Source organism: Corallincola luteus (assembly GCF_004336975.1).
GTDB lineage: Bacteria > Pseudomonadota > Gammaproteobacteria > Enterobacterales > Neiellaceae > Corallincola > Corallincola holothuriorum.
The window spans coordinates 1461344-1474609 of the sequence record NZ_SJXE01000001.1 but is presented as its reverse complement, the minus strand read 5'-3'; the positions used below and the strand labels follow the sequence as shown (position 1 = coordinate 1474609).

Sequence of the window (13266 nt, the reverse complement as noted above, 5' to 3'; positions counted from 1 at the left end):
CGCTGGGCTATGAATGAATTTTTAAGGCTGGTTCACACCGCTGGACTGGGGGATTTATGAGGGGATCCTCCAGCGCCGCTATTTGGGGCGACTTTGGAGTGGATTGGTTTTGTGCTATTCAAGCACAAAAACAAGCGACGTAAAAGGCGTCCCTAAGATAGCTTGGTTATGTGACTCGATTCGACTTACAACCTACCAGCACTTTGCGGAACGCTAGTGAAGCTACACTTTGCAAGAAGTGGAAGTACGACAAACCTGCCACACAAACAAACCTGTTTAAACAAAGAAGAACAGACTGAATGAACTAGGCCACTTCTTCCACAATAATTCTCTGTGATCGCCTATGAACACCAACCTAGTTTGGCAGGCTTATAGAATGAATCACAATCTTTAACAGTGGTATAGCTTAGGCAAAAAATGCCGCCGCGGAATTTACAGACTTCCTACCACCCATATCTAAAAAGAACTTTCCGAAGCTGTACCAACTTTAAAACCATTTCGAATTTATTTATGGCAGAGCCACATAACGCTAGATAGGTATACACAGACCATCTATCTGGATAAGAGGGCCATGTCTACCTATCACCCAAAATCAGATAGATCTCGCCCATGCCACTTTTCATTATTCAATTTTTATCATAACGGACTGGTCGCTAGGTTTTAACGAATGGCATCACAAAAGTGTTCAAAATCAGAGGCATCAGCTATCAGCGAGCTTCTTCACTCCTAACAATCGCAACAGCAGGTTGCGTCCTGCGCGCATCATGGGGTAGCAAAGCTTGGCGAGTTTAGGGGATTTAAATAGAAAGAAGTTGAAGCGGTTAAACCAGCCTTTTTGCGTGCTGATCATCGCCATCACGTTAAGCGCATCGGCACCGTGATAATTAACACCTTCCAGCTGCACCACCATGCCTTCATCAAGATCATAGCCCTGCGCAATTATCTCGCCAACACGGGGGTCGGGTTCACGGGCGGAGAGAGTTTCCAGGCCACCAAATTGTTGCGACACTCGAACTGCTTGCGCGTAGCGTCGACAAACGGGGCATTCACCATCGTAGATTAGCAATACTTTTGCGGCAGACTTTTCCACACCATGCAACCCTGATTGAGCCAGAATAAGATCAGTGACTGACCATGAAGTTCACACCCGTTAAACAGCTTTGCGCGACGATAAGATCACCGTTAGTTGCCGTTAACCACCACAGGAAACATCAGTAACACGCCAACGATGGAGAGCAAACCCAATAAGATAAGGTTAAATAGGTTGGTATCGGTCTTCCGGCGCATCCGCCGTTTATTAAACAGCATAGAGATAATGCTAAGCCCGCAACACGCCCACAGCAGCATAAAGATCAGATCGCTGAGGCGTGGCAACCATTCAGTGCGTATATCGATCTGATGGTAACGTACCAGGCCGCTATTCATCTCTGGCTTGGCGTATTGCACTAACACCAATACGCCAATGAAGGTGAGCCACCCGGCCAGTGACACCCATCCCACCATACGTGCCCAAATGTCTGGGCCTTTTCTTCTTTCTTCGGTCATTTTGTGGTTCTGCTGCACAAAAACTACGAACACCTAAATTTTAAAATCGCGGTATCTTACATGGTGTTAGACCTTAGATACGATGACCTATCCGGCAAAGTTAAAAATTTTTTGCTAACCAAGGCACTAACACTGCCTATTTTGACCAAGAAGCCGCCAAAAATGCCAGCAACCATTGGCCGACTAGCTCACCCTGATGGGCTTGATGCTGCGCGGCAACCGCCTTACAAAAATTGACTTCACCCACCATCTCTCGGCGCAGCGTCATTAAGGCCAGCAGATAGTCGGCGCTGAACTCCGGATGGCCCTGAAAGCACAACAGGTGCTCCCCCACGCTAAAGGCGGCGATTGGACAAAACTCATTACCCGCCAGTGGAACCGCATCTGCAGGCAAGTATTTAACCTGATCGCGATGACTAGCCAGCAACTGCAATTGTGGCGTGGCTAAGCGGGCAAGTCCTTGTTGTAACGGTTGTGGCCAAGCCTCGGCGGCAGCGCATTGATACGTCATCAACCCGACTCCCCAGCCTTTGTCTGCACGCCCCACCTGGCCACCAATCACCAAGGCCAGCAGTTGATGGCCAAAACAGATCCCCACTGTTGGCCGCTTCTCACTGACCAACTGCGACGCGAACGCTCGTAACCGCACAATCCAAGCATCATCAGCGAACGCATCGGCTTTGCTACCGGTAATCAGAAAACCATCATAGTCATCCAAAGATTTGGGGTACTGTTCGCTGCGCACATCAAAAATACTGATCTGCACAGCTATCTTCAGTGACGCTGCCGCGCGACTGAGTAACCCATCAAACATCGCACCATAGCTGTGATAGCTGGGAAGCAGTTGCGGATAGAGGTGATCGGCATCCAGAATACAGAGTCGTAGTTCGCGGGATAAACACGCTGTCGCAGCCATAAGGGTTCTTCATTTGGTCTCGAATAAAGCCAAGTTACGCCGCTGAGAACGTCGGGGCAAGCCGATCCGTGATGCCATTTAGCACCACATCAGCCAGATAAAACCATTCCTGATCAACAGATCAACGCTAATTAAGCTTGTGTTGTGATCATGGCTGGGTAACATAGAGCGTTCGCAAATAATTGCAGACTAAAGCTGACTAATCTGGAGTACCTGTTCAATGGCGCACGCGTCACTCGTTGAAGTCCTCAAAGGCAAATTTTCCGTAGGCTCGGAAGTCGTAGTTAAAGGTTGGGTACGCACCCGCCGTGACTCCAAAGCCGGTATCTCATTTATCGCACTGCATGATGGCTCATGCTTCGATACCTTGCAGGCGGTCGTGCCCAATAATTTGGACAATTACGAGAACGAAGTACTCAAGCTCACTACCGGCTGCAGTGTTGCCATTACCGGAGAAGTGGTTGAGTCACCCGCCAAGGGGCAGGATTTTGAGCTCAATGCCACCGCCGTTGAGGTAATGGGCTGGGTTGAAGATCCAGACACCTATCCGATGGCAGCCAAACGCCACACCATCGAATACCTGCGCGAGCATGCGCATCTGCGTCCGCGCACTAACGTGATGGGTGCTGTCACCCGCGTACGTAGCTGTTTGTCACAAGCGATCCATCGCTTCTTCCACGAACAGGGTTACAACTGGATCGCTACGCCGATCATTACCGCCTCTGACTGTGAAGGTGCCGGTGAGATGTTCCGCGTATCTACGCTGGACATGGAAAACCTGCCACGCACAGACAAAGGCGCGGTTGATTACGACAAAGACTTCTTCGGTAAAGAAGCCTTTTTAACCGTATCGGGTCAGCTCAACGCAGAAACTTACGCCTGTGCCATGTCGAAGGTATATACCTTTGGCCCAACGTTCCGCGCAGAGAACTCAAACACCAGCCGTCACTTAGCTGAATTCTGGATGGTAGAGCCGGAAGTGGCTTTTGCCGACTTAGATGACGCCGCCAAGCTGGCAGAAGATATGCTCAAGTATGTCTTCAAAGCAGTATTGGCAGAACGCGCTGACGACTTAGCCTTCTTTGACCAGCGCATCAGCAAAGGCACGATTGAGCGTTTACAGAAGTTGGCTGACGCTGATTTCGTACAGATCGATTACACCGACGCCATCGAGATCCTGGAGAAGTGCGGTAAGAAGTTCGAATACCCAGTCTCTTGGGGCATCGATATGTCATCAGAGCACGAACGCTATCTGGCCGAAGAACACTTTGATGCACCAGTGATCGTTAAGAACTACCCGAAAGATATTAAAGCCTTCTACATGCGCCTAAATGACGACGGCAAGACCGTTGCGGCGATGGACGTATTGGCACCGGGTATCGGTGAGATCATCGGTGGCGCACAGCGTGAAGAGCGCCTTGACGTACTCGACGCCCGTATCGCTGAGATGGAAGACCAAGATCCCGCCGATTACAGCTGGTATCGCGATCTGCGCCGCTACGGCACCGTACCTCACGCTGGCTTCGGTTTAGGCTTTGAGCGCTTGGTCGCTTATGTCACCGGCATGGGTAATGTCCGTGACGTGATCGCCTTCCCACGCTCACCGCGTAACGCTGAATACTAAGCGTTAAAAAACAATAAAAACGAAGGGCGCCGATTGGCGCCCTTTTTGTTGGCTGATAGTTTTAGCGATGAGTGACTTGATGAAACTGCGCAGGAGGCATGTTTCATCGCCTTACGCTCACTTCTTCGTGGCATTATAAGCTGCACGTATCCAACCATCGGGAGCATTCCCTACCACCAACTCGCCTTTGGTTTCCTCGGCAATTAGCTGCTGGATAGCTGCCAGCAGGTTGTCGCTCACGGTGTAAGGGTCAAGGTCAATGCGCCATTGATGTTGATGCTTGCGCGTTTCAAAGCGGATCAGATCCTGGCTTTCTTCATTGTCGGCATAAACAATTTCAAGATCGGTAAAGTCCAACGCATCGCCCGCTAATGCCATCAAGTCTTCAATGCGGTCTTCCAGGCCACCCTCATCGGTGAGCAGATCAAAAGTGATGTTGCCTTTGCGGTTGGACGGAACGCGTTTCAAAGTAGGCATAGCACGAAGGTCACAGACACGCTCAAGCAGCGGTTTTTCTGCTGCAACAGCTGGGCTATCAGCCGCAGCGTTTTCATCGGCTTCAAAACAGCACTCAATGGTGATTTCCGCTCTTTTCACCGGCGCGTAAACTTCACTACGCAAACTTTCGGCGGTTTTCTCCGCGGTATGGGTCAACAACTGGCACTGTTCTTCTGTCAGGTCCAGCGCCGAGAGATCCCAGATGATTTTTCCGGTAAAGGTTTTATCCCAATTATCTTTGCCTGAGGTTTTTGCCGCCACACCGCATACTTTCCAGCTCGCGACATCGATTTGCCGCAGTAACGTTGCAAAAGAAAGATCGTTAGGTGGCGTGACCACATATTCAGAGCGATTTTTAGCGATCATCTGTTGCTGAAAATCGATATGCCAGGATTCAAATTCAGGGGTCGCGGTGCCATTCACCCAATCATCATTGCTAAGCGTCAATAACCAACAATGTTCAACGATGTCATTATCCCCCCAACAACTAAGCTTGATGGCGAGCTCACCGTCAAAATTGGCCCAGTCCCCGGCGCAGCTAGCTTTGGGTAACTGCAACCAACCGATCCGCGCCATGGTGGCGAAGTCGTAAGCCGAAATATTCACTTTTGGTTTCTCGCCACTGAAGTAGTCGCGAGGCGCTGTTTTACAAAAATATAACACCTCACCCTTAACGTACACTGACCCACCGCCATCGGCAGGCAATGGAATGCTTTCGATCAATTCGCCGGTGAAATCAAACTTAAAGATCTGCTTGTCATTCACGCCAACAATACCCTGGTCATGCACAGCAATGTCTGTGAGTTTTAACGAGGGATCCAATGCATGGTGAGCGCCGGTTTTGAGGTTCAGTATGGTGTAAGAGTTATCGCGAAGCTTCACCAACACTAACTCTTCATGCGGCAAAGCCCTTAAATCGTAACCAAAACCTAACACCAACGGCCATACGAAAATCGGCGTCTCGCTCATCTCATTGTCATAAAGCGCCAGGTTATCTTCATTGTTCTTTTCCCCTTGACAGAGGATGCCGTAACTGGATTGCATTAACGGAAAAGCACTGTGACTAAACTGCCGTAGCAAACGGCCGTCTAAAGCGTAGATTTGACAATGGCCATTGTTATCTTCGCTGCCAACATAAACGTTGGAGGTGACATGAAAAAAGCGTGCATCCACAGGTGACGGGTACTGGACTGCCCCGGTGCTGAAGTCAATAATCTCTGCACCACTTTCTCTGTTCCGTACAGTGTAATCACAGTTTAAAGGGGGTAACACTACTCCTATTAGCGACAGCAATTTATCATGAGAGAGGTAAGCCCGCGGCATCCCTAGATACATTGACAAGCTGGGGTAATTAAAAGAATAGACCCGAGGATAATAATCATCTGATATATAGCTTAATTTCACTATTCGCTTACCTTTAGCATGGTTGTCAGTTGGTCCCGTACGGTTGAATCGATAAACGTTTTAATGGCAGCATTTTTAGCGCTTTCTTTAGCGACATTAAAGCAAACAATAATGCCCGCTCAGCAGCGCTGTTCCCTCTTTATCCATTAATCGAAACTGGCACTCTGCTGCGCTTGGCTCTGCAATATATTCAACAGTCAGCGCATCGCTCGGCAGCGGCACCGGTCGATTAAACCGCACCGACATTTCACGGATAGCTTGCTGGTGATGGTTTTGCAGCTGTTCGTAACTGCGCACGAAGCTGCCGAAGCCATGGAGCACTTTGCCTTTAAACGGCGATTTCTCAGCCAGCGGGGTTAACCAGTGGATAGGATTAAGATCACCGGTCAGCAGGCCGAATTGCCAGCCGTCATTACTGGCAGCACGCCACTGCCCGGCACTGCGATAGTTAGGTGCCGCCGTACTATCGGTGACAGAGGACTTTTTCTTTTTGTCGGGCTTAGTTAACAAAAACAGCGTTTCTATTTCCGCTTCCACCGCTTTCGGCTGCTCCATACTGCCAATGGTCAAGCGAAACCTTAAACTGGCACGCTGACCATCATCGTTCACCTCTATCACTTCGGAGCGGACGATAATGGCGACGTTACGGGGGAGCTGGTCAAACACTTTTACACTGCAGCCGCGATTGATCACTTTATGCAACGGGTAACGGCTCAGTTTGAGCTGTTCCGCCGTCACTGGCAGCGCAAATTGGGTAAACAGATGGGGCGGCAGGTCGTCAGCATAGCGGGCTGGATCGGCACCACACCAGCGGCAGTAATGATTAACCAGACGCTGACTCGGGGGCGGCAAAATACGTTCGACGACCGGCCACTGCGGCGGATTTTCCGCTGGCCAGCTATCGGGGCGCATGGCACGGAAGGCGATACGCGCCAAGGTCGATAACATGGTGCCTTGTTCAAACAGCAAGGTGGCTGGAACCGTCACCGCACTACCTGTCGCAGGTGTAGCCATCAAATATGCTTCCCTTTGCTCCAACCGTCGGTCGCCAGCAGTTGTTCACCGGACATGACTGCGCCCTCTTCCAGCGTAGTCGCCATACTGTCATTCCAACGATTGAGATAACCAAACAGCGCAATAACGCCCATGATCTCGACGATCTCACCTTCGTCCCAGTGTTCGTGCATACGCTGTTGAATGGCCTCATCAACGGCATTAGGTACCGCTGATGCCGCGATGGTTAAGTCCAGCGCGGCGCGTTCCGCCTCGTTAAATGCGGGGTGAGTTCGGTATTCCCAAATATGTTGCAACTGCGCATCGTCTGCGCCATAACGCTCTGCGGCACGAATAGTATGCGCCTGACAATAACGACAACCCGTGGCATGACTGGAGACATACGCGATAAGCCGTTTGAGCGCACTGGTAACGCGGCCTTGGTTTTCCATCACCGCCATGTTCAGCTGAATGAAAGCTTTGGCAATGGCAGGCCGATGCTGCATGGTCAGTACGCTGTTGGGACAAAAACCCAGTGTTTCATTAAAAAACTCGGCGAGGGCTTTCACTTCGGGATTGGCATATTGCGCCAAAGGCTGAACAAACGGCATCGGTATTCCCTTGTTGTTATTGTTTACTAGATAAACTGAGTAGCACTACTGCTTTGGCATGATCTGGCGCAGTAGGCTGTCTAAGGCGTTGGCAAACTGTTGTCGATCCGCCTGGTTCATCGGCGGTGGCCCACCCGTGTGTACGCCACTGCTGCGGATCTGATCCATGAAATCACGCATATTCAGACGTTGACGAATGTTGTTGACGGTGTAGCGCTCGCCGCGGGGATTAATGGCGTGAGCCTTGGCTTCAATCACTTCGGCCGCTAGCGGGATATCAGCGGTGATCACCAGGTCCCCTTCATCCAGCTGCGCAACAATGTAGTTGTCTGCCACATCAAAACCACTTTCAACCTGCACTGAGCGAATAAAGCGCGACGGTGGCGTAGGCAGGTATTGATTACTGACCAAAATCAGCGGCAGTTCTACCCGCTCTGCCGCCCGATATAGGATCTCTTTAATCACTTTGGGACACGCATCGGCATCCACCCAGATCTGCATCTTATCTGTCCTTTTTTACAGCAATGCCAGTGGCATCAGCCTAAGCTTTTTAATACGGGCAACCACCAATCGTACTGATCGTCTCTGGAAAAACTACGCTCTAACACTGGCAATATTTCCTGATCCAACGTGCCGTTTACCAGATAGCTTTGTAGTAACTTACAGCTCTGCATCGTCCAGGAAAACGAATTGGGATACTTAGCTAGCACGGGAGAGCACAATAGCTCATCCTGTTTCACCGCATCGCGATGCACCACCACGTTCAAAATGTCGTAGGCCAACATGTTGCTATAGAGGTTGGTATGCACGATAGCGCCTCTATCAAGCTGGGAAAACGCCTCCTCATAATGACCATCTTCCACGAGATCTTGCCAATCATCACGCGCACAGGCGCCTGCTCCACCGGGAAATGCAGAGATTAAACAGCAACCGGTCAGCATCGCCGCGAGCACAAGGCTCGCGGCGGCCTTTAAGCTAGCCATTAGGCTCACTTACTATTCTCCTGATCTAGGCTTTCAGCATGGGGCAGCTCATGAGGTGGGATCGCTTTACCGTCGCCCTCGCCTTGCAGATAAAAATCCATCCAACGCATTAAGCGCAGGCTGTAATCATACTGTGCAGCCGCTTTACGATTGCCGTGGCCTTCGCCCGGATACCAGACAAGCCGCACAGGCGCTTTATTGAGGGTTTTCAAATACCGATACAGCTCTAATGACTGCGATGGATGGACACGAGGGTCGTCTTTACCATGCATGATAAGCAGCGGTGTCCGGTGTTTTTGCGCGTGATATACCGGGCTACGCTCCAGCATGTCTTGCCAATGTTCCCACGGCCAGCTGCGGGCATGTACCAGATACATCTCGTTTGGAATATCTGTGGTACCAAACTTGGAGATCAGATCCGACACACCAACAAACATCACGCTGGCAGCAAAATGCTCAGATTGTGCCGTAGCACCCCATGCCGAGGCATAGCCGCCATAACTGCCACCGGTAATGCCCGCTTTATCGTTGTCGACTAAGCCTGCTGCAACCAACGCTTTCTTGGCATCAACCAGATCATCAAATTCTTTACCGGCGTAATCGTTCTGCCCAAGCATGGAGAATTTCACGCCTTTGCCCGTGCTGCCACGATAGTTAGGGAAGAAACTGACATACCCTTTGGCTGCGGCGACCTGTGCAGGATTCGAATATCGGTTCACCCAGCCATTAGAGATATGTGCTTCAGGGCCACCGTGAACAAACATGATCAATGGGTAGCGTTCACCTTCCTGATAGTTCAGCGGCAACACCAGCACACCGCCCAATGGCAAACCATCACGGGCGTTATAGGTAAAGGCTTTTTGCTCGGCCAGTTCCGCCTCTTCCAGCCACGGATTGCTCTGGGTCAGTCGTGCCACATCAGAAGCGACATCGGCTTTCAGGTAAAGCTCATTGGGATGAACCGGTGTGTCACCAATCAGCGCGATCTGGCCATCACCATTGACAGAAAAGCGGTGGAATATCGCTTTCCCAGTAGGAATAAGCGTACTTTGACGTTGGCTATCGATATTGACCATGCCCAGTGTCGATTCCACCCCTTCATGACCCACATAGAGCGCCTGCTTATCGGTGAGCCAGCCAATTGCTTTGACATGCCCCATATAGTCAGGCAACAACTCTACTGGCTTGCCGCCTTTCACATCAGCGAGATACAAACGACCATCGGCGGGATCATGAATGCTTTCAGAGCCAATAAACAACAGGTGCTCGCCAGATGGAGACCACTCAGCCGTACCCATTTTGCCTTCGTGCACAATAGCCGCTAACAGCTTGCCCTGATCATCAGTGATCTTAAGGGTGCTCTTCATGTAGATATCGTCGATCGATGAATTGGGTGACACTTTGAGTAACCAGCGGCTACCATCAGGGCTGAACTTGGCAAACAGCACATTGTCCTGACGCTCAATCATGCTCGCTTCGAGCTTTTCCTGGTTCAGGTCCAGCTTCCACAGGCGCGCTAATTCGCGTTCTTCCTCATAGACCTGCGCCTTAAAGCCTTTGGTTTTCAGCTTTTTATCACTGCCCGGTTTCTTCTCTCGCCCGACAAATAGGATCGTCTGCCCGTCAGGTGAAATATCATACTCACTGATATTGCGGCTGTGCTCATACAGCGGCTGGGCCTCGCCACCGTCGACAGGAATAGACCAGAGGGAAACAAATTTTTGCTCGCCGCGTTTGGCGAGAAAATAGAGGGTTTTACCATCCGCTGACCATTTCAGCCGTTTGACCACCACTTTGCCGGTAATAAAGGGACGCTTTACCCCCGCTTCATCGGTCATATAAAGGTGGTAATAGGGTTTGCCATCATCATCTTTATAGACGGTTCGCGGTACCTGCAGCACATAAGCGATCTCTTTCCCCGCCGGTGATGCCGCCTGTTCAACTACCCGTTGAACTTTGCTTAGGTCTTCCAATGTTAATGGCGCGGCCTGGGCCAGCGAAGTCCAACAAAACACCAGAAGTAACCCAATTATTTTAATCATTATCTTCCCCTGTCAGTGATTAACAGCAACTGTTCCGCGCTTAGTCGCGCATTACTGCAAGATAAAAGCTGATTGGCCAAGACGCCACTCGTTAAACGGCTCTCGAGCAAAATAGTAGCAAGCCAACATGGAAAAAAATGTTCCGCCATGTGACTAATCAGACAGTTATACCAATTGATAGTCGATGGTACACTGAGCGAACCTGATTTTCCCGATGAGAGTCTCAATGTCTTTTATTACCCAGTTTCGTATCGTCGTTGCATCACTCGGCTTCATCACGGCCTTACCCTTGATGGCTGAAAATGCAGTCGAACTCCCCATGCCCAATTGGCAACTGATCGCCTCACCTGCTGCAGGCGAGATCAAATATCAACATCTGAAAGAGTACGATGATGAGTTGCTACTGCTTACCGGTTATCTAGACCATGGCGCGGCTTACGCTGAACTGGTAGATCGGGGGCATAACGAGCAACGGATTAACTTGATCACTGCGACACTGCGTCCCTACGCACAAACCGACCCTCAGGCGGAACAGCTTTTGGCAACCATGGCCCATTGGCGCGCCTTTGCCAAATTCCAAACAATGATGGAGCAAGTGGGTGATAGTCAGGATCCAGCGATCCGCGAACAGTTAATGAGCACGTATAAATCGGCGTTAAACTCCCCTGAAGAGCAAAGAGCGCTGCAAGATTTTCAAAATGGCTGCGACATTGATAATTACCTACCAGCTTGCCTGTCCTATTTGGCCAGTCTGAACGAGCAAACCATGTTGTGCATCATGGATACAGCAGGATGCAGTATTATCATGCAACAGTTAGCGCACACCGAACAGCAACTGATTAAAGTGGCCAGCACAGATTATGAAAGTGCCAATGTAGCGACCACGCTAAAACCAGAGTTAGCTGCGATTATCGCTATGGTTTACCGCGGTGACTTGCTACCTATTCCGCCACAGGCCATTAGCGAATTTGACTTCCCAAGGGATGAACAACAAGCGCAAGCTTGGCAGGCAAAAGCGGAGCAATAAGCGCTGTTCAGCAGATAAAGCAAAATAAAAAGGCAGCCCAATGGCTGCCTTTTTATGTCACGCTTTGCTACAAAAGAAGCTAAGCAGCGAACACTATCAGTAATAGGTGAAGAAATCGTCGCTATGCAATAAAGGCGCAGCCGGAGCCTCTTGCGCTACCGTGCCTAAGTAAAGGAAACCAACAATCTCTTCATCGGTGTCCAAAGAAAATGCCTTTGCCACATCAGGGTGATGAGAGAGTTCACCGGAGCGCCACATGGCGCCAAAGTCTTGCGCAAACGCCGCTTGTTGCATCGCCATCATTGCACAACCGGCAGACAAGACTTGCTCTGAACGGGGCACATTGGCATGGGGTGTTGGTGACGCAATACCGACAATAATCATCGGCGCACGCAGAGGCATCTGTTTCGCGCGTGCGATTTTGTCTTCGGGCGCGCCGGCTGCAGTAGCAATATCAGCAAATAACTGGCCTAAGCGCGCTAAACCATCACCCTCTACGATAACGAAGCGCCACGGCTTTAAGCGACCATGATCAGGAACGCGCAATGCCGCCTGAAAAATGTTCTCTAAAGTCTGCCCTGTGGGTGCAGGTGCTTTAAGTTTCGGATGAGAACAGCGGTTAAGAAGAAGATTAATTACATCCATGGCAATTCACCAATCATTAAACTAGGGGGTCAAGGTACCAGATCGCTTTCAACGAGACTAGAGAGAGCAATAGGGTTTTCAACGTGTTGAGCTGATTAATACGAGATACCCCACACTTCGCTGCAAATACTTACATAATGTTAACAAATCTGTGCATTTTCCATGACAAACAACAGGCAAACATTAGCCATTACTAACGATGAAGACCTCTATTCAAACAGCGAGCAACCCGACGGTTACCCGCTGTCGCCTGTCTATGCGAATCATTAGTTCTGCGATTTCATCACCGAACGATGTACCCAATAATCGACACTGGTATAGCGACCGCCGCCGGTAAAGAACAAAGACAGCAACATCACAAAATAGGTAATGGCAAACTCGATACCGTTGTTAAGCACAACAAAGCTGCCACTCGAACTTAACCACTCGTAATTGCCATGTTCCTGCAGAATCTCTTTCGCGATGGCCAATTTCTGCGCGGATTCCGCCACCTGTTCACTTGCCAACCAACTGTTGGGATCAGCGATCGCCAGCCAACCATTAGGCCAATGTACGCTAAACGCCGCCACTAGCATGGTCACCATCAGAGGGATAGACACCCAGCGCACCAAAATGCCGGGGATCAGCAAAATGCCACCTATAAACTCTGCAGCGATAGCCAGACTGGCCAGCAATAAAGGAAACGGCAAACCCAAGCCCCATTCGCTGTTCCCAAACCATTCAACAACGCCGTCAAAGCCCTGTATTTTATTCCACCCTGCTTGGATCATCACGGGCGCGAGATAGAGACGGAGTAACAGGGGCGCAAGGCCATCAATTTGTGAAATCCCCTTCCAGACATTATCTACTGGTGTATAAAGCTGCTTGACGCCCATGGCTCGGTTTCCTCAACTATTTGAATTTGCTATCTACTAAGGATAGACAGGCAAACCCAAGATAATATTTCAACAATTTGTAGCAGCATGGATGGTAAGACTT

At 50.2% G+C, this 13266-nt stretch carries 13 protein-coding genes; 2 read left to right on the top strand and 11 right to left on the bottom strand.

Annotation, left to right across the window (positions count from 1 at the left end):
* Positions 1–700 precede the first annotated feature (700 nt).
* The 3 genes from EZV61_RS06575 to EZV61_RS06565 form a co-directional block, all read right to left on the bottom strand.
* Positions 701–1090 carry a DCC1-like thiol-disulfide oxidoreductase family protein gene (locus EZV61_RS06575; protein WP_130565906.1) on the bottom strand — a complete coding sequence of 130 codons (390 nt, stop codon included), beginning with the start codon at positions 1088–1090 and terminating at the stop codon, positions 701–703.
* A 92-nt stretch (positions 1091–1182) separates the two neighbouring features.
* Positions 1183–1545: a hypothetical protein gene (locus EZV61_RS06570; RefSeq protein WP_114337927.1), complete on the bottom strand. Its 363-nt coding sequence runs from the start codon at positions 1543–1545 to the stop codon at positions 1183–1185.
* A gap of 136 nt (positions 1546–1681) precedes the next feature.
* Entirely contained in the window at positions 1682–2461 is a 780-nt protein-coding gene (locus EZV61_RS06565; RefSeq protein ID WP_131414677.1) for a glutamine amidotransferase-related protein, read from the bottom strand.
* Between the two features lie 220 nt (positions 2462–2681).
* Between EZV61_RS06565 and asnS the strand changes: the two genes are divergently transcribed.
* Positions 2682–4085: an asparagine--tRNA ligase gene (gene asnS / locus EZV61_RS06560; RefSeq protein ID WP_131414676.1), complete on the top strand. Its 1404-nt coding sequence runs from the start codon at positions 2682–2684 to the stop codon at positions 4083–4085.
* 117 nt (positions 4086–4202) lie between these two features.
* On the opposite strand, the gene EZV61_RS06555 is transcribed toward asnS, so the two are convergent.
* The 6 genes from EZV61_RS06555 to EZV61_RS06530 all read right to left on the bottom strand — a co-directional run bounded on the left by EZV61_RS06555 (position 4203) and on the right by EZV61_RS06530 (position 10616).
* Positions 4203–5855, bottom strand: a complete 1653-nt coding sequence (locus EZV61_RS06555; protein ID WP_131414675.1) for a hypothetical protein — start codon at positions 5853–5855, stop codon at positions 4203–4205.
* A gap of 228 nt (positions 5856–6083) precedes the next feature.
* A complete protein-coding gene (locus tag EZV61_RS06550) occupies positions 6084–7001 on the bottom strand; it encodes a MaoC/PaaZ C-terminal domain-containing protein (protein ID WP_131414674.1) in 918 nt (305 codons plus the stop codon).
* Positions 7001–7591 carry a carboxymuconolactone decarboxylase family protein gene (locus tag EZV61_RS06545; RefSeq protein WP_131414673.1) on the bottom strand — a complete coding sequence of 197 codons (591 nt, stop codon included), beginning with the start codon at positions 7589–7591 and terminating at the stop codon, positions 7001–7003. The genes EZV61_RS06550 and EZV61_RS06545 overlap by 1 nt, the downstream gene beginning before the upstream one ends.
* A 45-nt stretch (positions 7592–7636) precedes the next feature.
* Positions 7637–8092, bottom strand: coding sequence for a YaiI/YqxD family protein (locus tag EZV61_RS06540; RefSeq protein ID WP_114337921.1), 456 nt, complete (start codon positions 8090–8092; stop codon positions 7637–7639).
* A gap of 35 nt (positions 8093–8127) precedes the next feature.
* The gene (locus EZV61_RS06535) at positions 8128–8574 is read right to left on the bottom strand and encodes a hypothetical protein (RefSeq protein ID WP_131414672.1); all 447 of its coding nucleotides are present in this window, start codon (positions 8572–8574) and stop codon (positions 8128–8130) included.
* A 5-nt stretch (positions 8575–8579) separates the two neighbouring features.
* A complete protein-coding gene (locus EZV61_RS06530; RefSeq protein ID WP_114337919.1) occupies positions 8580–10616 on the bottom strand; it encodes a S9 family peptidase in 2037 nt (678 codons plus the stop codon).
* 226 nt (positions 10617–10842) lie between these two features.
* Here EZV61_RS06530 and EZV61_RS06525 point away from each other — a divergent pair, with 226 nt between their 5' ends.
* Complete coding sequence (locus EZV61_RS06525) at positions 10843–11643, top strand: hypothetical protein (protein WP_130565914.1); 801 nt, start codon at positions 10843–10845, stop codon at positions 11641–11643.
* Positions 11644–11739: 96 nt separating this feature from the next.
* On the opposite strand, the gene EZV61_RS06520 is transcribed toward EZV61_RS06525, so the two are convergent.
* Together EZV61_RS06520 and EZV61_RS06515 are read right to left on the bottom strand one after the other, a co-directional pair.
* On the bottom strand, positions 11740–12288 hold the full coding sequence (locus tag EZV61_RS06520) for an NAD(P)H nitroreductase (protein ID WP_131414671.1): 549 nt from the start codon (positions 12286–12288) through the stop codon (positions 11740–11742).
* 266 nt (positions 12289–12554) lie between these two features.
* Positions 12555–13163, bottom strand: a complete 609-nt coding sequence (locus EZV61_RS06515; RefSeq protein ID WP_114337916.1) for an HvfX family Cu-binding RiPP maturation protein — start codon at positions 13161–13163, stop codon at positions 12555–12557.
* Positions 13164–13266: the final 103 nt, after the last annotated feature.

Coding starts and splice junctions, on each gene's coding strand:
- EZV61_RS06570 (WP_114337927.1), bottom strand. CDS start 1,545: ATGACCGAAGAAAGAAGAAAAGGCCCAGACATTTGGGCACGTATGGTG.
- EZV61_RS06565 (WP_131414677.1), bottom strand. CDS start 2,461: ATGGCTGCGACAGCGTGTTTATCCCGCGAACTACGACTCTGTATTCTG.
- asnS (WP_131414676.1), top strand. CDS start 2,682: ATGGCGCACGCGTCACTCGTTGAAGTCCTCAAAGGCAAATTTTCCGTA.
- EZV61_RS06550 (WP_131414674.1), bottom strand. CDS start 7,001: ATGGCTACACCTGCGACAGGTAGTGCGGTGACGGTTCCAGCCACCTTG.
- EZV61_RS06545 (WP_131414673.1), bottom strand. CDS start 7,591: ATGCCGTTTGTTCAGCCTTTGGCGCAATATGCCAATCCCGAAGTGAAA.
- EZV61_RS06540 (WP_114337921.1), bottom strand. CDS start 8,092: ATGCAGATCTGGGTGGATGCCGATGCGTGTCCCAAAGTGATTAAAGAG.
- EZV61_RS06535 (WP_131414672.1), bottom strand. CDS start 8,574: ATGGCTAGCTTAAAGGCCGCCGCGAGCCTTGTGCTCGCGGCGATGCTG.
- EZV61_RS06530 (WP_114337919.1), bottom strand. CDS start 10,616: ATGATTAAAATAATTGGGTTACTTCTGGTGTTTTGTTGGACTTCGCTG.
- EZV61_RS06525 (WP_130565914.1), top strand. CDS start 10,843: ATGTCTTTTATTACCCAGTTTCGTATCGTCGTTGCATCACTCGGCTTC.
- EZV61_RS06520 (WP_131414671.1), bottom strand. CDS start 12,288: ATGGATGTAATTAATCTTCTTCTTAACCGCTGTTCTCATCCGAAACTT.
- EZV61_RS06515 (WP_114337916.1), bottom strand. CDS start 13,163: ATGGGCGTCAAGCAGCTTTATACACCAGTAGATAATGTCTGGAAGGGG.